Below are 19,081 nucleotides of genomic sequence, written 5' to 3' on the forward strand. Positions count from 1 at the left end.
CTCCCGGCCGAAGGCTGAGGTGGGGGGTACCTCCCGGAAGGCTGGGGGTGGGGGTACCTCCCGGCCGAAGGCTGGGGTGGGGGTACCTCCCGGCCGAAGGCTGGGGGAGGAGTAGGAGCGGAGCTGCGGCGACTGAGGAGAAGCCGTCCAGGCGACAGCCATCGGCACGCGACGCAGGCCCCCGTGTGCCGGTCGGTCTCAGTTGCGGTTGAAGGTCCGGGTCACGGCTGCGGCGATCGCGATGCCCAGGGTCCAGCCGAGGACGGTCAGGACGACGGTGATCGCGGCGGGGAGGCCGTGGTACTGCCAGTTGTCGGACTGGCCGAAGCGGACGACCGGGATCAGGTGGTCGGCGGAGTAGAGCACCGGGTTGAAGGTCGAGGTGTTGTCGGGGCTGACGCGCTGCGGGTGCACCCGGCTGAAGTACCCGCTGCTCGCCACCAGCAGGACGATCGCCCAGGTGAACGCGCGCAGTGGGCGGTAGCCGTAGCCGACCAGCAGGTCGAGCAGGTGGCCGGGGATGCGGCGCAGCAGGGGGAGTTCGGCGCGCAGGGCGCGCTGCCTGGCCAGCAGGACGGTCCTGGCCTCGCCGTCGTTGCCGAGCGAGCGGTAGTAGGCGGCCAGCTGCTCGTACGGCTGGGCGCGGAAACCGCCGGTCCGGCTCTGGTCGGCCCGGTGGACCTGACGCCGGATCATGTCCAGCCGGACGGTGGCCTCGGCGTACTCGCTGAACGGGCCGTAGCTGAAGCCGTCCAGGTTCAACCGGCCCGGCCAGGAGTCGGGCCGGTCGTTGACGCCACCGGCGGCGGCCGCCGCGTAGAGGGTGAGCAGGGCATCGGGGCTCGCCATCTCGACCAGGTCGAGGTGGCCGGTGATGCGGGCGCCCGTCAGCCGGATCTCGCCGTCGGTGTGGAAGCCCTTGCCCAGGTGCAGGCTGCCCGCGACCTGCAAGCGGTTGGCGCGCAGGGCCGGTTCGCCGGCGGTCGCGGTGAGCCGGGCACCGCTGAAGGTCAGTCCGCTGCCGAACTTCGCGCCCGGCAGGCGCACCGTGCCGGTGGCCGTGAAGGGCTGATCAACCTGTTCGGTCTGGTGCGGCCCGAAGAAGGAGTAGCTGGCCACGGTGAGTGAGTCGGCGTGCAGTGCGGAGCGGCCGCGGCCGTCCAGCTGGGCGCCGGTCAGGTACAGCGAACTGCCGATCTTCGCACCGGGCAGCCGCAACGGCCCCTGTGTCCTCAGCCGTTGGGCCAGCAGGCTGCGCCCGATCCGGATACCGCCGGCGTTCAGCGACTCGATCCCGGCCCTCGGGTTGAACAGCTTCGCGTCGATGAAGTTCACCCGGCCCTCGATCTGCGCGTTGATCAGGCCGAACGAGCCCGTCACCGCGGCCTTTTCGGCGAGCAGGCTGCCGTCGATGCGGATGCCGTCGGCGAGAACGGTGCGTTCGTCCTCGCCTGCCTCCCCGGCCTCCCCGGCCTCCCCGGCCTCGCCTGCCTCGCCTGCCTCGCCCGTGCCGGTGGTGCTGGGCGGACCGGTGATGACCGTGTTGCTGAGATCCAGGGTGCCGCGCACCTGTGCGCCCTTCGCGCTGAGCGTGGTGAGCTGCGAGCCGCTGAGGTCGATCGACTCGGTGACCGCGCCGTCGAAGACCACCGGCCCGTCGAACCGGCAGCCCTGGAGCAGGAGCAGCGGAGAGACCTGCCCGTGGTCGAAGACCAGCCCGCCGGTGATCCGTGCCCCCGCGAGCCGCACCGCCGCCACCGCTCCGGCCGCCGGCGGGCAGGCGCCCAGCAGCAGCGCGGCGATCACCTCACCGCGGACCGCCCGGTCGGCGGGCCAGTGGTCCGCGCCCGACGGACGGTCGGTGTCGCCGCTGCGCAGATCGACCAGCTCGCCGTGCGGAAAGGCCCGCCAGAGCCGGCGTTCGGTCGCGGTGAGCCCGCCGAGCCGGCTGGGTATCGGGGAGCTTTCGAGAACAGGCGTACGGCGCATGGCGGTTATCTTGCCGCACCCCGGGCACCGGCGGGGCACCTTCCCCGGTCGGCGGGCCGGAGGGTCAGCGCGGGGCGGCGAGCCGGAAGGCCGCCAGCTCGGTGCCGTACCAGCGGTCGGTGCGGCCCAGCGCGGTCATGCCGAGGCGGCGGCAGACCGCCTGGGAGGCGTGGTTGTCCGGGTGGGTCACCGCGTAGATCTCGGCCAGCCCGTCGGCGAAGCCCTTCGCCGCCGCCGCACGGGCCGCCTCGGTGGCGAAGCCGTGGCCCCAGGAGTCCGGGTGGAAGTGCCAGCCGACCTCCACCTCGCCGCCCCCGTCCGGGATCGGCACCAGCAGGACCGAACCCGCCACCACACCGGTGTCCCGCCGCTCGACGGCCCAGACCCCGTACCGGGGATCGGCCGAGCGCGTGCGGAACCGCTCGATCAGGGCGTCCGCCTCCACGAGCTGCTCCAGTGTGCGGCTGCGGCCGAGCCAGCGGGTCACCTCGGTACGGGAGTACAGGTCGAAGGCCCGCTCCCGGTCCCCGGCCCGCCACCGGCGTACGGCCAGGCGGCCGGTGGTGAGCACGGTGGTGGGGTCGGTGGACATCGGCGGAGCCTCCCGGGCTTCCCGGAGCGAAAGTGACGGATCCTCAAGGCTGGCCAGCCGTGGTCACCGGCAGCCGCCCGCTCTGCGGCTCCCCGGTCGACAGGTCGAGCACCGCGCGGGTGCCCAGCGGGCGGGTGAGGTGGAACGTCTCGGTGCCGGCGGTCGCCACGGCCGGGCACACGGTGCCGGGCTTCGCAGTTGTCCCAAGGCGGGCGATCAGCACGACGGCCCGGTCGGTCTCGTACACCTCGCCCGGGAGCGGCCGGTCGCAGCCCCCGAGGGTCACGGTGCCGGTCAGCGTCAGCCCGTCCGGTGAGGTGCCGCTCCACGCCGCGGACTGCTCCGCGAACGGCCGCGGCCGCGGCTCGCCGGAGGTGGTGAGCGGCAGCGGGACGTTCAGCGGGTAGGACCCGGTGCGCCAGGCCTGTTCGAGGGCCGAGCCCGGCCAGGCCCGGGCCACCTCGGCGGCCCGCAGCCGCGCCGCGCCGACCGCCGACGGGGGAGGAACCGGCGCGGCGGCGCCGCAGCCCGTTGAAAGGACGAGCGCGGCGAGCAGCAGGACGGCGCGGGTGGATCTCCTGGACACGGTGTACTCCCGGGCGCGGACGGCGAATCGGCGGCTCTGGGACGCCCCGGGTAGTCGGCCGGTTCCGCCGGCCGGCGCGAGGACCCACGTGAAGGTGGGTCCGGCGCCGGCCGGCGGAACCGGGAGGGCGCGACCTCAGAACAGCGGGACGCCCGCGCGCACCAGGCGCCAGTTCACCGCCGCGAACTCCGCCGGGTCGATGACACCCTTCGCCTTCACCCACGAGATCATGGAGTTGCGGATCTCGTCCGAGCTCGTCCAGACCTGCTTGGCCGCGGCGACGTGCGGGAAGTTGCCGCCGCCGTTCGCCCGGTAGTTGTTCACCGCCAGCACGAACTGCGCCGCCGGGTCGACCGGCTTGCCGCCGTACGAGAGGTTCACGATCCGCGAGCCGACCGGCTTGCTGATGTCGATGTCGTACGAGACGCCGTACACCGAGTCGTAGTTGTAGTCCGGCGTGTTCTGCTGGTTGGTGAGCGTGTCCAGGTTGACCGGGTCACCGGGGGCCAGCTGGGCGAAGTACTTCGCCGAGAACTCCAGGTAGTCCTTGATCTGGGCACCCGTCAGGATCCGGGCCTCCAGGGTGTTCTCGTAGATGTACAGACCGGCCGCGTCGCGCAGCTTGACCGTGCCCGCCGGGATGTCCGCGGTCCGGTTGAACGGCGCGGCCTGGGCCAGCACCGGCAGGGCGGCGTACGAGGTCTTGGCCAGCGCAGCCTGCACGGTGTCCGCCTGCACCCGGCCGATCAGGTCGATGATCGGCACGTCCTTGAACCGGGCCTCGCCGATGGACAGGTCGGTCTTGCAGGTGCCGATCGTCTGGTTGACGTACGCCACCACCTTCTTGTGCTGGGCGTTGATCAGCTTGACGATCTTCGGGTCCTCCGGCACCGTGTTCGAGTTCAGCACCCGCGAGCTCACCGAAGTGACGTGCCACTGGCCGTTGCCGAACTCCACCTCGAAGTCGAAGCAGGACAGCCGCTGCGCCCAGCAGAGCGGCTCGGAGAGCACCACCGTCCTGCCGGTCTTCTTGTTGACGATCAGTCGCTGCGCCACCTCCTTGTGGGTGTGGCCCACCAGCACCGCGTCGATCCCCGGCACGGTCTCGGCCATCTCCCCGGAGGCGTCCTCCGGCCAGGGCAGCTGGTCGCCGTAGGTGGTCGGCTCGTCGATGCCGGAGTGGGCGGCGACGACCACCACGTCGGCGCCCGCCGCCTTCATCCGCGGCACGTACTTCTTCGCCATCTCCACGATCCCGGGGAAGACCATCTGCCCCGAGACGTTGGCCTTGTCCCAGATCGCGATGCCGGGGTTGGTCAGGCCCAGGATGCCCACCTTCAGCGGGCGGCCGCGGCCCAGGTACAGCTCCCGGATGACGTACGGCGGGAAGGCGGGCTTCTCGTTCTTGGCGTGCAGGGCGTTCGCGCCGAGCAGCGGGAACTCCAGCTGCTCCTCGAAGGCCCGGACGGTGGGGATGCCGTAGTTGAACTCGTGGTTGCCGAGCGCGGCGGCGTCGTAGCCGATCGCGTTCATCGCCTCGGCCATCGGGTGCTTCGGCGGGTTCTTGCCGGTGATCGGCTCGACCCGGGCGTAGTAGTAGGAGAGCTGGGTGCCCTGGATGATGTCGCCGGCGTCGATCAGCAGGGTCCGGTGGTGGCCCTTCTGCTCCCGGATCTTCTTGACCAGGGTGGAGATCTTGGCCAGGCCGACGTCGTTGTGCGCCGCGTCGTCGTACTCGGCGTCGGTGAAGTAGTCCCAGTTGAGCACCCGGCCGTGCATGTCGCTGGTGCCCATCACGGTGAAGCTCTCCTTGACCGGAGGCCGCTTGAGATCCGCCACCTCCGACGTCTCGCTCGCCGCGGCCGGGGTGGCGGCGGCGACCGGGACTCCGCCGACGAGGGCCGCTCCGGCGGCGGTTGCGGCCGAGCGGGTGACGAAGTCACGACGATTCAGGGGCATGGACGACTCCAACGTGGGGCGGACGGACCGTCAACTACGGTGTGACGCGCGTAGCGGAACGCGCGTAGAGAAACGCGCGTAGAAGTCTGCCGGGTGGAGACCCCCGCCGAACAGACCTCTGACATGTCCAGCACGTGAGAAATTGCACACTCCCAGGTGAAGCGCGGTGGACGTCAGCGTGTCGGCTGCCCCAGCCGCTTCAGCAGCCGGTCCACCTCCGCCGTCAGCGCCGCCGCCGGATCCGCCCCGCTCGGCGCCAGCAACTCCCAGGCACAGTCCCGGACATAGGTGTCCACCGCCAGCGGCAGCTCCCACCGGACGACCGGCTCCGCACCCTCGGCCCGCGCCAGCGCGGCCAGCAGCAGCGGCAGATCCACCCCGCCGGGCAGCGGAGTGCGCTCCAGCCGCCAGGCCAGCTCCGCCAGTTCGACCGCCGTCACCAGCCCGGCCGTTCCTGCCCCTTGACCCGACGACGACTGCTGTTGCTGTTGCTCCTGCTCCCGTTCCCGGGCCGCCGGGGTCAGCAGCGCCCCCGCCCCGTACAGTCCGGCCACCACCAGCGGCCACCACGACCCGGCCAGATCCGCGAAGTGCAGCCCGAGCCCGACCGCCCCCGCCGCACACCCCACCAGGTTCCGGGTCGACTCCAGATACGCCAACGCCCTACTGGTAGCCACGGATCTCCTCGAAGACCCCGTCCAGCGACCCCGCGGCCTGACCCGTCCCGTCGAACAGCTTCCCGCCCGTCAGATCCGCGATCCCCTGCAACTGGCCCTTGGCCGCCTCCCCGAACAGGATCGGGAACACCGGCACCGTCCGGCCGCCGGCCGGCAACTGCCCGTAGAACGAACGGAAGTCCGCCTCCGACGCCCCCTGGTTGCTCTCCCCGTCCGTCATCAGCACGATCGAGGTGAACCGGTCGTCGCCCGCCGCCGCCTGCTGCCGCGCCACCACCCGGAACGCCTCCTCCAGCGTGCTGTACAGCGCCGTACCACCGGAGGCCGTCAGCCCCTGCACATCGGCCTGAACGGCGCTCAGCTCGCCCTCCGGCGCGGACGCCGGCACCTGGTGCACCCGCTCCGCCTTCACCTCCGAGGCGAACGGGATCAGCGTCACCTCCTCCCGGTCCCGGAACCGCCGCACCGCCCGGGTGTCGTCCGCCCCCGCCAGCCGCGCCATCGCCCGCTTCAGCGCATCCAGCCGGGACCCCTCCATCGACCCCGAGGTGTCCAGCACGTACACCGTCCTGGACGGCCGGCGCAGCTCGTTCTGGTACGAGGCCAGCAGCCCGTCCGCCACCGCCCTGCTCCCCGGGAACGGCAGCTCCCGCCGCCGGTCCGTCGGCAGCCCGGCCGCCGGAGCCACCTCCGCCGTCACCGGACGGCGCAGTGTCTGCTCCGAGATCCGCTGCTGCACGTCGGTGCGCAGCAGGTACTTCGTCAACCGCTGGAAGGAGTCCCTGGCCGGCTGTCCGGCCGAGGCCAGCAGCGACAGCGGATAGTCCGCCGACACCACCCCGTCCACCGGCCGGATCACCGTCAGCCGGTCCGCCGCCGGAAGCGTCCGGTTCAGCGACAGCAGCACCGACTCGTAGTTCACCAGCGCGTCGACCCGGTTGCCCGCACCCGTCCGGTACGCCTGCTGGTACGCCTGCGCCAGCCAGCCGGAGGACCCCGAGGTCAGCTTCTGCCCGGTGAAGAACCGCTGCAACGAGGGCGTCGCCTTCGCCACATCCGCGTCCGTCAGCGCCGCCGACGCCCCCGAGAACGCCGAGGCCACCGCCACCAGCGCGGAGAAGCCCGAGTTGGACCGCGACGGGTCCGCCATCCCGTAGGTCAGCTTCCCGGCCGCCGCCGCATCGCCCAGCATGCCCCAGGTCACCTGCGAGCCGTCCCCCCAGCCCAGCTCGCTCAGCATCCCGCTGCGCACGCCCACCGCGACCGGCGAGACCATCACCGGGGTCTGGGAGACCAGTTCGGATTTCGCGGCGTCGTCCAGCCGCAGGTAGTGCTCGGAGGGGAACCAGACCGCGTCGTACTTGCCGTCCGCCCGGCCGGAGGAGACGGTGTCGGCGCCGTCCAGGGAGCCGGTCCAGGCGAACTGGACGGTGACCCCGGTGGCCTTTCTCGCCTCCTCCAGCACCGGTGCCATGTCCTGGAGCTCGCTGCCCGCCAGGATGCGCAGCACGCCGTCCTTGGGGGTCGGGGAGAGGTCCTCCTCCCGGGGCTTCGGATCGCCGGTGCAGCCGGTCAGCAGCAGCGCCAGCGCGGCGGCGGCCAGCCCGCCGCGCCTGATCGCCCGTGTCCTCATGAGCACCGCCCTCACCGGCCCTTGGCCGCGTCGATCAGCTTGGACAGCATCCCGAACGCCGGGACCGGGGCCTGCCGGATCCCGGCCGCCGACAGGTCGGGGGCGAAGACGGCCGGGCTCTGCCGGCCGGCCAGCGCGCCGGTGAAGGCGCCCGGGTCGGCCTGCGGACGGAAGCCGTAGCGGGCCTCCAGTGCGCGCAGCTTCTCGTCGTCCCGCAGCAGGCCGGCGAGCCGGTCCCCGTCCGGGGTCAAACCGATCGCCGTGTGGTCACTCGAAACGGTGGTGTCCGGATAGAGCACCACCAGGTCCCCCGTCGAACGCCCCTGCGCCACCAGCGCGGCCACCTGGGACTCGTACACCAGCACCAGGGGGTCGCCGATGCCGGACAGGAAGTCCTTGAACGGGCCGTCGCTGCTGGTCTTCTGGTCGCCCTGCATCTGCGTCAACTTCTGTACCAGCGGGGTCACCTTGGCGAGCGAGGCGTCGTCGGAGACCACCGTGCCGCCGTTCGCCAGGTAGGCGACGGCGGCCAGGTGCAGCGCCCCCGAGGAGGAGGTCGCGGGGTCGGTGGTGCGGATGTAGAGCGCGCCGGAGAGATCGGCGTGGCCGGCCGTGTCCTGCAGCTGCTGCCAGGTCCGGCCGGCCTGGACAGCCGCCAGGTAGTCGCCCATCCGGAACGTCCAGACGCCGGAACTCCCCTTGGTGGCAAGGCCGTTCTTCAGCAGCACGTCGGCCACCGGGGCGTGCGCCACGACGACCAGCGGTGAGTAGAACGGCCGCACCGGCTCGGTGGAGATCTGCCGCTGCCGCCTGATCTCCTCGGCCGGCGGCAGGCTGGAGGGGAAGGCGAAACCGTAGCCGTCCAGGCTGCTGCCGGCCATCGACCACGAACCGGTGGTCTCCATCGCGACCTTGAAACCCCGGGCCTTCAGCTCGTCGACCACCGCCGGGTCGTTGAAGAAGTCCAGCTTCTCCGAACCGATCAGACCACGTACCGTCACGGTCCGTTCCGTACCGGTCTGTCCATGGAGTATCGCGAAGGCCACCCCCGCCAGCAGCAGTAAGGCCGCCAGCACACCCCCGGCACGTCTCATCGCCAACCCCTCCTCCGGTCCCGGCCGTTCCGGATCCCCCCGGACCCCCGAGGGTGCCGCTGCCGCCGGAGCGCGGCCCGGCCGGACGGTGAACCAGAGGTGAACAGACGTTCACGGAACCGCATCGGCGACCGGCCCGGCCGGTCTCCGGCCGTCTCCACCGCCGTCCAACTTCCGCCTGACGGAGTCGAAGTCACGTTCCGTCAGCTGGCTGCAAGAGTTAACCGAATCGTTCGCCAACGGCCATGGTCCGGTCCGTCGGATCGTCGTTGTTACGCGCCGGTAATGCCTACGCTCTTAACTCATGCGCCGAGCAAAAATCGTCTGTACCCTCGGGCCCGCCGCCGACTCGTACGACCAGATCAAAGCTCTGGTCGAAGCCGGCATGGACATCGCCCGTTTCAATCTCAGCCACGGCACCCAGCTGGAGCACGAAGAGCGCTACCGCCGGGTCCGCAAAGCCTCCGACGAATCGGGACGCAGCATCGGCGTCCTGGTCGACCTCCAAGGCCCGAAGATCCGACTCGACACCTTCGCCGACGGGCCCGTACTCCTCGAACGCGGCGACGAGTTCACCATCTCCGTCGAGGACGGGGTGATCGGCGACCGCGAGATCTGCGGCACCACCTACAAGGGCCTCGCCGCCGACGTCTCCCGCGGCGAACGCATCCTGGTCGACGACGGCCGGGTCTGCCTGGAGGTCACCCACGTGGACGGCCCGCGCGTCCACTGCATCGTCATCGAAGGCGGCCTGGTCTCCGACCACAAGGGCCTCAACCTGCCCGGAGTCGCCGTCTCCGTGCCCGCGCTCAGCGACAAGGACGTCGCCGACCTGCGCTGGGCCCTGCGGACCGGCGCCGACCTGATCGCCCTCTCCTTCGTCCGCACCGGCCGCGACATCGAGGACGTGCACCGGGTGATGGCGGAGGAGGGCCGCTACCTGCCCGTCATCGCCAAGATCGAGAAGCCGCAGGCCGTCGAGAACCTCGAAGCCATCGTCGACGCCTTCGACGCCATCATGGTCGCCCGCGGCGACCTCGGCGTCGAAATGCCGCTGGAGCAGGTGCCGATCGTCCAGAAGCGCGCCATCAAGCTCGCCAAGCGCAACGCCAAGCCGGTCATCGTCGCCACCCAGATGCTCGACTCGATGATCCACGCCTCCCGCCCCACCCGCGCCGAAGCGTCCGACGTCGCGAACGCCGTCCTCGACGGCACGGACGCGGTGATGCTCTCCGGTGAGACCTCGGTCGGCAAGTACCCCGTCGAGACCGTCAAGACCATGGGCCGGATCATCGAAGCCGTCGAGGAGGAGATCCTCGCCGCCGGACTCCCGCCCCTCACCGAACGCAGCAAGCCCCGCACCCAGGGCGGCGCCGTCGCCCGCGCCGCCGCCGAGATCGGCGACTTCCTCGGCGCCAAGTACCTCATCGCCTTCACCCAGAGCGGCGACACCGCCCGACGCCTCACCCGCTACCGCTCGCCCATCCCCGTCCTCGCCTTCACCTACGAACCGGCCGTCCGCAGCCAACTCGCCCTCACCTGGGGCGTGGAGACCTTCCTCGGCCCCTTCGTCCAGACCACCGACGAGATGGTCGCCCAGGTCGACGCCCAACTGCTCAGCCTCGGCCGCTGCCAGCGCGGCGACATCGTCGTCATCACCGCCGGCTCACCCCCCGGCCTCGCCGGCTCCACCAACCTCGTCCGCGTCCACCACGTCGGCGAACTCGACAACTGACGCGGCCCGTCGCCACCACGGCGCAGCTGCCCCGGAAGGGGGCGGGCTGCGCCGTCGTCAGTACTTGGCGCCGATGTGGGCGTCCATGAAGGCGACGCAGGCGCGGCGGGCGACCGAGACGTCGACGGCTCCGCTCGGGCGCCTGATCGCCTTCCACCGCACGTCGACGGCGTCGAGGGTGTCGGTGAAGATGCGGACGATGTCGCTGGAGGTGTTGGTGAAGAAGTACCTCGGGTACTCGTAGCGTCTGGTCCCGTCCCCGACCGCCCGGGTGGTCCAGTTGGTGATCCGGCAGCCGTCGGAGTGGACGAGACCGCGCAGCAGTTCCCACGGATGCGTGTCCACGGTGCGCTGCTGCCACGGTGCCAGCGCGATGCGGCGCAGGTGTTTGGGTCCGGCACCGTGCTGCGGGAACAGGCAGGGCCAGTGCTTGCTGGTGCTGACGACGCTGGTGCAGCCCGGTGACCGGACCCGGTTCACGCTGTTGTGCGGCATGACCGCCGCCATGGCCCGTGCACACTCGTCGATCAGGCCGGGCCAGGCGTCGCCGCAGGCTATGCGGAGTGCGTGGACGCCTCGACGGCCCGCACTGATGCACCCGTCTCCCAGATACAGGCCGAGCAGGTAGGCGTAGTCGGCCTGCGGGACGGCACTGCCGGTTCCGTCGTCTCCGAGCGGACACTCGGCGGTCATCCCGGGGCTCGGGGTGATCCGGACGGTCCACTCGCGGATCGCGAAGCGGGAGATACCCGTCGAGCGGCTGATCTCACTGAAGGTCAGGCCGGATCGATGGAGTGCCACCGCGCGCTCGCGTGTCGCCTGGTCGTACATGCCGGCGAGATTCGGCGCTCAAGCGGCCAGGTATGCCAAAAACGCCGGGATCTTCACCTGAAGTAATGAAGATCGCCAGCGTAGGTATCCTCGACCTGAACCTTCGATTCGAAGATAATGTGCCCTGGGTGGGATTCGAACCCACGCTGTCGGTGGTTTGAGCACCGTGCCTCTCCCGCTGGGCTACCAGGGCGCCCACTGAATCGAAGGTTGCCCCCGACCCTGCGAGACTCAAACATACCGCGTCTAGGTAGGCTCGTGCATGCAGCACCCCGCCCGAACGAGGAGCCACGTGAGCACCGCCGACGAGCAGCCCCAGGCGCTTGAGACCGACTCGCCCCAGATCACCCGGATTGTGATCGCCGAGGACGAGACGTTGATCCGTCTCGACCTCAAGGAGATGTTGGAGGAGGAGGGCTACACCGTCGTCGGCGAGGCCGGGGACGGGGAGACGGCAGTACGGCTGGTCGAGGAGCTGAAGCCGGATCTGGCGATCCTCGATGTGAAGATGCCGATCCTGGACGGGCTGTCGGCGGCTGAGCGGATCCACCAGGCGCACCTGGCGCCGGTGCTGATGCTGACCGCGTTCTCGCAGCGCGAGCTGGTCGACCGGGCCCGGGACGCGGGTGCGATGGCGTACATCGTGAAGCCGTTCAGCAAGAGCGACCTGGTGCCCGCGATCGAGATGGCGGTGTCCCGGTACACCGAGATGCGGGCGCTGGAGGGGGAGATCGCGGATCTCACCCAGCGGCTGGAGACCCGCAAGCTGGTGGACCGGGCGAAGAGCGTGCTGCAGACGAAGTTCGGCCTGACCGAGCCGGCTGCGTTCCGGTGGATCCAGAAGACCTCGATGGACCGTCGGATGACGATGGCGGCGGTGGCCGAGGCCGTGATCGAGGAGGGCGACGCCCAGGACCGCAAGAAGGCCGAGGAGGCCCGGTCCGAGGGCTGACGAGCGCATGCGAAAGGCCCGGCCCCAGGCGGGCCGGGCCTTTCGCGTACGGTCAGTCCTCGCCGAGGTACGCCTTGCGGACGGACTCGTCGTGGAGCAGGTCGGCGCCGGTGCCGGTGAGGACGATCCGGCCGGTCTCCATCACATAGCCGTGGTCGGAGAGCGAGAGCGCGGCCTGGGCGTTCTGCTCGACCAGCAGGATGGTGGTCCCGGCGGCCTTGAGTTCGACGATGGTGGCCATGATCTTCTGCATCATCAGCGGGGACAGCCCCATCGAGGGCTCGTCCAGCATCAGCAGCTTGGGCCGGGACATCAGGGCGCGGCCCATCGCGAGCATCTGCTGCTCGCCGCCCGAGAGGGTCCCGGCGGCCTGCCGGCGCCGTTCGCCGAGGATCGGGAAGAGGGTGTAGGCGCGTTCGACGTCCTCGGTGATGCCGGCCGGGTCGCGGCGCAGGAAGGCACCGAGGAGGAGGTTCTCCTCGATGGTCATCCGGGGGAAGATGTGGCGTCCCTCGGGGGAGTGGGCCAGGCCGAGCGAAACGATTCTGTGCGCGGGGACGGTGTGCAGGGCCTGGCCGTCGAAGGTGATCCTTCCGCCGGTCGGTCGGAGCAGGCCTGAGACGGTGCGCAGGGTGGTGGTCTTGCCGGCGCCGTTGGTGCCGATCAGGGTGGTGACCTCGCCCTGGTTGACGGTGAAGCTGATGCCCTTGACGGCCTCGATCTTCCCGTAGGCGACGCGGAGGTCCTCGACCTCCAGAAGGGCTGTCACTGTTCTGCCTCCGTGGTGGTACCGGTCTCCTCCAGCGGAGCGCCGAGGTAGGCGGTGATGACGCGCTCGTCGTTCTGGACCGTTTCGCGGTCGCCCTCGACGATCTTCCGGCCCTGGACCAGGACGGCGGTGCGGTCGCAGAGGTTGAAGATGAACCGCATGTCGTGCTCGATGACCAGGACGGCGACGCCCTTGTCCCGGATGGCGAAGACCAACTCCTCTGCGGCGCGGGTCTCCTGGGGGTTCATCCCGGCGGTCGGCTCGTCCAGCAGCAGCAGTTCGGGGTCGCTGGCCAGGGCCCGGGCGATCTCCAGTTTGCGCTGCTCGCCGTAGGGGAGGTTGCGCGAGAGGTGGTCGGCCTTGGCGGCGAGTCCGGTGAACTCCAGGAGTTCCATGGCCCGGTCCCGGCTCTCGGCCTCGGCGCGGCGGTAGCCGGGTCCGCGCAGGACGGCGGAGAGGAGCCCTTCCCTGGTGCGGGTGTGCCGGCCGACCAGGACGTTCTCCAGCACGGTCATGTTGGCGAACAGCCGGATGTTCTGGAAGGTGCGGGCGATCCCGGCCTGGGTGACCAGGTGGGGCTTGGGCGGCAGGACGGTGCCCTGGAAGCTGACGGTTCCCTCGGTCGGGACGTACAGGCCGGTGAGGCAGTTGAAGAAGGTGGTCTTGCCGGCTCCGTTGGGGCCGATCAGGCCGATGATCTCGCCCTGGCCGACGGTGAGGTCGACGTTGTTGACGGCGGTGAGGCCGCCGAAGCGCATGGTGACGCCCCGGACGTCCAGCAGCGGGACGTTCTGCGGCGGGGTGTCCTGCGGCGGTACGGCGGTGGTGCTGGTCATCTGGCGGTTCACGCCCCTGCCTTGGTGAGGAGGGCTCCGGGGGAGGCCTGGGCGGGGATGTCCGCCTCGTGGAATTCGAGCTGCCGGCGCCGGTTGGCGATCATGCCCTCGGGACGGACCCGCATCAGGACGATCAGCGCGATGCCGAAGGCGAGCAGCTGGTAGTCGGAGAGGAACTCCAGCTTCTTCGGGATGAGGAAGAGCAGGGTGGCGCCGAGCAGCGGCCCGCTGATGGTGCCCATGCCGCCGAGGATGACGGCGGCCAGCAGGAACGCGGAGTTGGGCGGCAGCGCCTCGGCGAAGGTGTACTGGTCGGGGGTGACGGTGTAGCTGACGTGGGCCTGGACGGTTCCGGCGAGTCCGGCGAGGCAGGCGCCGAGGGCGAAGGCGAGCAGCTTGAGCCGGAAGCCGTTGATGCCCATGGCCTCGGCGGCGGTCTCGTCCTCGCGGATGGCGACCCAGGCGCGGCCGATCCGGGAGTTGCCGACCCGGGCGAAGACCAGCACGACGAAGGCGGTGACCAGCAGCATCAGCAGGTAGTAGTTGGAGAAGCGGCCGAGTTCGATCCCGCCGACGGTGTGCTTCTCGCCGAGGTTGAAGCCGAGGATCTGCAGGTCGGGGATGCGCGGGATGCCGTTGGAGCCGTTGGTGACCTTGGGGCCGGTGGTGCCGTTGAGGTTGTTCATGGTGATGCGGAAGATCTCGCCGAAGCCCAGGGTGACGATGGCGAGGTAGTCGCCGCGCAGTCGCAGGGTGGGCGCGCCGATCAGTACGCCGAACACGATGGACACCGCTGCGCCGGTCAGCATCGCCGCCCAGAACGGGAACTGGACGTGGATCGGGGAGGCGGGCGAGCCGGAGACCAGGGCGGCGGCGTAGGCGCCGACGCCGAGGAAGGCGACGTAGCCGAGGTCGAGCAGTCCGGCGAGGCCGACCACGATGTTGAGGCCGAGGGCGACGGTGGCGAAGATCAGGATGTTGGTGGCGACCGAGGTGTACTGGTCGCTGGTCTGGGTGAACGGGAAGCCGGCGGCTGCGGCGAAGGCGGCGCTGGTGGTGACCGCGCGGTGTTTGACGGTCAGTGCGCGCAGCCGGGCGATCAGGCCGGACCTGGTGAGTGCGGCGACGGTGAAACCGGCCAGCAGCAGGTAGCCGGTGAAGAGTTCGCCGTAGTCGGTGTCGATGCCGTACGTGATCGCGTAGAGGCCGACGGCGAAGGCGGCGACGATGAGCAGGACCTCGACCCAGGAGGGGAGTTCACGCACGGCCGGGAGCGGGCGGTCGACCTTGGCGAGACGCAGCCCGAGGTAGCGGGTGGCGCCCTGGCCGGTGCCGCGCGGGTGGCGGTCCAGCGGGAGGCCGAGGGTGCCGAGCAGGGCGAGCAGGCTGGTGGCTCCGGCGATCCAGCCGCCGGGTTCGAGGTTGGCGAGGCCGCCGAGTTCGGCGGAGATCGCGATCAGGGTGAACCAGGTGGTGACGGCGGTGCCGAGGGCGGCGTGCAGGACGCCGTTGTTGCTGCCGCTGGGGCTGGTCCAGCGCAGTCCGGGGACGCCGTGCGAGGCGAGCGCCAGGACGAGGGTGACCAGGGCGCCGGTGAGGGTGAGCCACTGGAGGCCGCCGGGGTAGCCGGTGACGGTGAGGTCGCCGGGGAAGTCGGCGGTCCAGGTCCAGGAGAGGAAGCCGGAGGCGATGGTGCCGACGGCGCCGGCGAGGACGAGGACGCGGGTGGCGGTGAGCGGGATGGGGAGGACCGGCGTGGTCTCGGTGCCCCCGGTGGTGGTGCTGCTCATGGTGGTCACGCCCTGTCCGCGACGCGCTCGCCGAGCAGCCCCTGGGGCCGGGCGAGCAGCACGACGATGAGGAGTACGAAGGCCCAGACGTCCTTCCAGGCACCGCCGCCGAACAGGTGCATGCCGGGCAGGTGCTGGATGTAGGCGGTGGCGAGTCCTTCGGCGAGGCCGAGGACGATGCCGCCGACCATGGCTCCGTAGATGTTGCCGATGCCGCCGAGGACTGCGGCGGTGAAGGCCTTCAGGCCGAGGATGAAGCCCATCCTGAAGTCGACCTGGCCGGTGCGCAGTCCGTAGGCGACGGCGGCGACGGCGGCGAAGGCGGCGCCGATGGCGAAGGCCATGACGATGATCCGGTCGGTGTCGATGCCCATCAGCTTCGCGGTGTCCGGGTCCTGGCTGGTGGCCTGCATGGCGCGGCCGGAGCGGGTGCGGGTGACGAACCAGCCGAGGATGAGCATGCAGACGGGTGCGGCGGCGATCAGGAAGAGGTCGCTGCGCTGGATGGTCATGCCGAGGACCTGGAAGGGGTCGCCGGGGATCCGGGGGAAGATCCGGGCCTTCTTGGCGTCGGGGTAGAAGGAGAAGACGAGTTGCTGGAGCACGATCGACAGGCCGATGGCGGTGATCAGCGGGGCGAGCCTCGGGGCGCCGCGCAGGGGCCGGTAGGCGAAGCGTTCGGCGCCGATGGCGACCAGGGTGGAGACGAGGATCCCGGCGAGGAGCATGAGGGGGATGGCGAGCCAGAGGGTGGTGCCGCCGGGCAGGGCGAGGTAGGCGGTGAGGGCGCCGAAACCGCCGACCATGAAGATCTCGCCGTGGGCGAAGTTGATGAGCTGGACGATGCCGTAGACCATCGTGTAGCCGATCGCGATGAGTCCGTAGAGGGCTCCGAGGATCAGGCCGTTGGCCAGCTGTTGCGGTAGTTCGTGCACCGCTCGGCCTCCGTTGTGCGTGGTACGCGGGGTGGGTGGTGGTGCGCGGGGGCGGATCGCGCCCCCGCGCCGGCGGTCAGGGCCTGATCGGTGGTCAGCCGGCGAAGGTGCCGGAGGCTTCCACCGCCCACTTGCCGTCCTGGACCTTGTAGACGGTGAGCTGCTTGTTGGTGGTGTCGCCGAACTCGTCGAAGGAGACCTTGCCGGTGACCCCGTCGAAGCTGACCTTCTGGACGGCGTCGACGACCTTGCTGCGGGCGTCGCTCGGGAGCTTGCCGTTGTTGGCGGCGACGACGGCCTTGACGCCCTGGATGATGGCCCAGGCGCTGTCGTAGGAGTAGCCGCCGTAGGTCTCGTAGGGGTCCTTGAAGCCGGCCGCGGAGTAGTCGGAGATGAACTTGGCCGCGGAGGGCAGCTTCTCGACCGAGAGGCCGACGGCGGTGGCCAGGTCGCCCTGGCTCTTGGGGTTGAGCTTGATGAACTCGGCGCTCTGGACGCCGTCGCCGCCCATCAGGGGGATGCCGACGCCGGCGTTCTTGAGCTGGAGCGAGAGCGGGCCCGCGGCCGGGTACTCGCCGCCGTAGTAGACGGCGTCGGCGCCGGAGCTCTTGACCTTGGTGACGATGGCGCTGAAGTCGCGGTCGTCGGGGTTGACGTGCTCCTCGCCGACGATGTTGCCGCCGAGCTTGGTGAACTCGCCCTTGAAGGTGGCGGCGAGGCCGGCGCCGTAGGTCTTCTGGTCGTCAATCAGGAAGACCTTGGCCTTCTTGGCGTCGTTGTACAGGTAGCGGGCGGCGAACGGGCCCTGGACGGCGTCGGTGGTGGCGGTGCGGAAGTAGCTCTTGAACGGGCGGACCTTGGTGCCGCTCGCCCACTTCTCGCCCTGGCTGAGGGCGACGCCGGTGTTGGCGGGGGAGACCTCGACCAGGTTGGCGTCGTTGAAGATCTGCTGCATCGACTGCGCCACGCTGGAGTTGAGCGGTCCGACCACGCCCAGGACGTTCTTGTCGGCGACCAGCTGGGTGGCGTTCTGCTGGCCGGGGGCGGGTTTGGCGGTGTCGTCCAGGGCCTTGATCTCGAACTTGACGCCGGGGACCTCGTTGGCGGTGTTGGCGTTCCTGACCGCGAGGTCGACGGAGTTCTTGATGCCGAGGCCGAGGGCGGACAGGTCGCCGGTGAGCGGGGCGTCGACGCCGATGACGACGGTGGTGCCGCCGCCGGCGTTGTCGGAGCCGCCCTTCTTGTCGTCACGTGAACCGCAGGCCGAGACGGTGAGCGCTCCGACGACTGCGATGCTCACGACAAGCATTGAACGATGACGCACGAGGGTTCCCTTTCTGCGGGGGCACCCGGCCGGCGTGGCGGGGCGCCAGAACGCGCACTGAGGCCAGGCCCGATCCGTCGGCGCGGTGACTGGGCGTGACTCTAGAGCGCCTTCGGCGGCTCGGGCAGGGGGCCGGACAGGCTGTGATTCTCTTGTTATCCGAATTTGCCCGTGCCGTCTCGCGTGTCGATCTTTCCGCCCGGCCGGATTTCGCCGGTCGGTGGGCGGCGCGTGGCCCTCATCGGGCTCGGAGCTCGAAACTTCGCCGACCGTAGGCGAGTTCGGAATGCGGATACCTGCGTCCGGTCTGCGCTGGTCGGGCAGCGACGTCCGGATATCGGAGTCCGGGCAGGCCGGACGTTGGACTCCGTGGATATTTCCGGCGGAGTCGTCTTCGGAAAGCCGACGGAAAGTCCGGATTTCGCGTCCATTACGCAGTGTTACATCGCTTCGGCGCCGGACGGGATCGACGGGCTCGGCCGACGGTGCGTCAAGTCGGTTGAACGGCCAGGTGGAAGCCCCCCTTCACACCCCTCGGGTTCGGCGAGGCTGCCCACCTGGTACGCGTCTCAAACAGTGGGACGGCCGGTGGTCCGCGGGGCTCGGGCGACTCACGAGGCGGGCGGGGCTGGGGAGTTGGCTTCCGGTTGCGAGTCCTCGCCCCGGCGGCCGCCGACCGGTGGGCGGCCTGCACCGGGGTCGGCGGATCGAAAGTCCGGTGCAGCGCAGGGGAGTTGGGGCGGGCTAGGGCCCGGCGGTGCCCACGGCCTGGCGGCGGCCGGATCCGTGCGCGGCGGGGCGGGGACGTCAAGGCGCGGGGACGCCAAGGCGCGGGGAACCGCGCGAGGCGGACGGCGGTCGCCGTCGAGCCGGGCCCGCGGGGCCGGCCGCACCGTCTCGCGAGGTCCCCCGAGGGCCCGGGCTACAGGTCCCGGAGCATGCAGGTGAGCCGGCAGCTGGTGACCCGCTTGCCGGTGTCGTCGGTGATGGCGATCTCGTACGTCGCGGCGGTGCGGCCCTTGAAGACGGCCGTGGCCACGCCGGTCACCAGGCCCGAGGTGGCCGAGCGGTGGTGGGTGGCGTTGAGGTCCACGCCGACCGCGTAGCGGCCGGGGCCGGCGTGCAGCATGGCGCCGATCGAGCCGAGCGTCTCCGCCAGCGCCGCCGAGGCACCGCCGTGCAGCAGCCCGTACGGCTGCTGGTTGCCCTCGACCGGCATGGTGCCGACCACCCGGTCCCCGGACGCCTCCACGATCCGGATGCCGAGCCGGTCGCCGAGGTGGCCGCCGGTGAAGGTGGACGCGTCGACGCCCAGTTTCGCGAAGTGGTCGAGAACGTCCTGCGGGACTTTCAGAACCGGTGCCGCGTCGGTCATGGTG

General features: G+C 70.6%; 16 protein-coding genes and 1 tRNA gene. 2 read left to right on the forward strand and 15 right to left on the reverse strand.

What is annotated here, in order from left to right; genetic code table 11:
- Window positions 1-198: 198 nt before the first annotated feature.
- The 7 genes from UK12_RS03080 to UK12_RS03110 form a co-directional block, all read right to left on the reverse strand.
- Window positions 199-1,989, reverse strand: a complete 1,791-nt coding sequence (locus UK12_RS03080) for a pentapeptide repeat-containing protein (RefSeq protein ID WP_045299145.1) — start codon at window positions 1,987-1,989, stop codon at window positions 199-201.
- A 64-nt stretch (window positions 1,990-2,053) separates the two neighbouring features.
- Entirely contained in the window at window positions 2,054-2,581 is a 528-nt protein-coding gene (locus tag UK12_RS03085; RefSeq protein ID WP_045299147.1) for a GNAT family N-acetyltransferase, read from the reverse strand.
- A 43-nt stretch (window positions 2,582-2,624) separates the two neighbouring features.
- Complete coding sequence (locus UK12_RS03090) at window positions 2,625-3,167, reverse strand: hypothetical protein (protein ID WP_045299148.1); 543 nt, start codon at window positions 3,165-3,167, stop codon at window positions 2,625-2,627.
- Window positions 3,168-3,302: 135 nt separating this feature from the next.
- Window positions 3,303-5,126: a bifunctional metallophosphatase/5'-nucleotidase gene (locus UK12_RS03095; RefSeq protein ID WP_045299150.1), complete on the reverse strand. Its 1,824-nt coding sequence runs from the start codon at window positions 5,124-5,126 to the stop codon at window positions 3,303-3,305.
- A gap of 173 nt (window positions 5,127-5,299) precedes the next feature.
- Entirely contained in the window at window positions 5,300-5,803 is a 504-nt protein-coding gene (locus tag UK12_RS03100; RefSeq protein WP_156178503.1) for a hypothetical protein, read from the reverse strand.
- Complete coding sequence (locus UK12_RS03105) at window positions 5,790-7,436, reverse strand: VWA domain-containing protein (RefSeq protein ID WP_045299152.1); 1,647 nt, start codon at window positions 7,434-7,436, stop codon at window positions 5,790-5,792. Before UK12_RS03105 ends, UK12_RS03100 begins: the two co-directional genes overlap by 14 nt.
- Before the next feature lie 11 nt (window positions 7,437-7,447).
- A complete protein-coding gene (locus tag UK12_RS03110; protein ID WP_045299154.1) occupies window positions 7,448-8,530 on the reverse strand; it encodes a hypothetical protein in 1,083 nt (360 codons plus the stop codon).
- 304 nt (window positions 8,531-8,834) lie between these two features.
- On the opposite strand from UK12_RS03110, the gene pyk reads away from it, so the two are divergent.
- On the forward strand, window positions 8,835-10,265 hold the full coding sequence (pyk, locus tag UK12_RS03115; protein ID WP_045299156.1) for a pyruvate kinase: 1,431 nt from the start codon (window positions 8,835-8,837) through the stop codon (window positions 10,263-10,265).
- 57 nt (window positions 10,266-10,322) lie between these two features.
- Here pyk and UK12_RS03120 read toward each other — a convergent pair whose 3' ends face one another.
- Together UK12_RS03120 and UK12_RS03125 are read right to left on the reverse strand one after the other, a co-directional pair.
- The gene (locus UK12_RS03120; RefSeq protein ID WP_045299158.1) at window positions 10,323-11,096 is read right to left on the reverse strand and encodes a hypothetical protein; all 774 of its coding nucleotides are present in this window, start codon (window positions 11,094-11,096) and stop codon (window positions 10,323-10,325) included.
- Between the two features lie 120 nt (window positions 11,097-11,216).
- Window positions 11,217-11,289 (reverse strand) — tRNA-Leu (locus tag UK12_RS03125).
- A gap of 99 nt (window positions 11,290-11,388) precedes the next feature.
- Between UK12_RS03125 and UK12_RS03130 the strand changes: the two genes are divergently transcribed.
- Complete coding sequence (locus tag UK12_RS03130; RefSeq protein WP_045299160.1) at window positions 11,389-12,048, forward strand: ANTAR domain-containing response regulator; 660 nt, start codon at window positions 11,389-11,391, stop codon at window positions 12,046-12,048.
- A gap of 52 nt (window positions 12,049-12,100) precedes the next feature.
- Here the strand turns inward: UK12_RS03130 and UK12_RS03135 are convergent, their stop codons facing one another.
- The 6 genes from UK12_RS03135 to UK12_RS03160 form a co-directional block, all read right to left on the reverse strand.
- Window positions 12,101-12,817: an ABC transporter ATP-binding protein gene (locus UK12_RS03135; protein ID WP_045299162.1), complete on the reverse strand. Its 717-nt coding sequence runs from the start codon at window positions 12,815-12,817 to the stop codon at window positions 12,101-12,103.
- Complete coding sequence (locus tag UK12_RS03140) at window positions 12,814-13,653, reverse strand: ABC transporter ATP-binding protein (protein WP_045299280.1); 840 nt, start codon at window positions 13,651-13,653, stop codon at window positions 12,814-12,816. The genes UK12_RS03135 and UK12_RS03140 overlap by 4 nt, the downstream gene beginning before the upstream one ends.
- A gap of 8 nt (window positions 13,654-13,661) precedes the next feature.
- On the reverse strand, window positions 13,662-15,443 hold the full coding sequence (locus UK12_RS03145) for a branched-chain amino acid ABC transporter permease (RefSeq protein ID WP_082119258.1): 1,782 nt from the start codon (window positions 15,441-15,443) through the stop codon (window positions 13,662-13,664).
- Window positions 15,444-15,448: 5 nt separating this feature from the next.
- The gene (locus tag UK12_RS03150) at window positions 15,449-16,378 is read right to left on the reverse strand and encodes a branched-chain amino acid ABC transporter permease (RefSeq protein WP_045299163.1); all 930 of its coding nucleotides are present in this window, start codon (window positions 16,376-16,378) and stop codon (window positions 15,449-15,451) included.
- Between the two features lie 94 nt (window positions 16,379-16,472).
- Complete coding sequence (locus UK12_RS03155; protein ID WP_197084507.1) at window positions 16,473-17,687, reverse strand: branched-chain amino acid ABC transporter substrate-binding protein; 1,215 nt, start codon at window positions 17,685-17,687, stop codon at window positions 16,473-16,475.
- A 937-nt stretch (window positions 17,688-18,624) separates the two neighbouring features.
- Window positions 18,625-19,077, reverse strand: coding sequence for a PaaI family thioesterase (locus UK12_RS03160; RefSeq protein ID WP_045299167.1), 453 nt, complete (start codon window positions 19,075-19,077; stop codon window positions 18,625-18,627).
- Window positions 19,078-19,081 lie beyond the last annotated feature (4 nt).

This window comes from Saccharothrix sp. ST-888, assembly GCF_000955975.1.
Lineage (GTDB): Bacteria > Actinomycetota > Actinomycetes > Streptomycetales > Streptomycetaceae > Kitasatospora.

Coding starts and splice junctions, on each gene's coding strand:
- UK12_RS03120 (WP_045299158.1), bottom strand. CDS start 11,096: ATGTACGACCAGGCGACACGCGAGCGCGCGGTGGCACTCCATCGATCC.
- UK12_RS03095 (WP_045299150.1), bottom strand. CDS start 5,126: ATGCCCCTGAATCGTCGTGACTTCGTCACCCGCTCGGCCGCAACCGCC.
- UK12_RS03145 (WP_082119258.1), bottom strand. CDS start 15,443: ATGAGCAGCACCACCACCGGGGGCACCGAGACCACGCCGGTCCTCCCC.
- UK12_RS03160 (WP_045299167.1), bottom strand. CDS start 19,077: ATGACCGACGCGGCACCGGTTCTGAAAGTCCCGCAGGACGTTCTCGAC.
- UK12_RS03155 (WP_197084507.1), bottom strand. CDS start 17,687: ATGCTTGTCGTGAGCATCGCAGTCGTCGGAGCGCTCACCGTCTCGGCC.
- UK12_RS03110 (WP_045299154.1), bottom strand. CDS start 8,530: ATGAGACGTGCCGGGGGTGTGCTGGCGGCCTTACTGCTGCTGGCGGGG.
- UK12_RS03085 (WP_045299147.1), bottom strand. CDS start 2,581: ATGTCCACCGACCCCACCACCGTGCTCACCACCGGCCGCCTGGCCGTA.
- UK12_RS03105 (WP_045299152.1), bottom strand. CDS start 7,436: ATGAGGACACGGGCGATCAGGCGCGGCGGGCTGGCCGCCGCCGCGCTG.
- pyk (WP_045299156.1), top strand. CDS start 8,835: ATGCGCCGAGCAAAAATCGTCTGTACCCTCGGGCCCGCCGCCGACTCG.
- UK12_RS03080 (WP_045299145.1), bottom strand. CDS start 1,989: ATGCGCCGTACGCCTGTTCTCGAAAGCTCCCCGATACCCAGCCGGCTC.
- UK12_RS03140 (WP_045299280.1), bottom strand. CDS start 13,653: ATGACCAGCACCACCGCCGTACCGCCGCAGGACACCCCGCCGCAGAAC.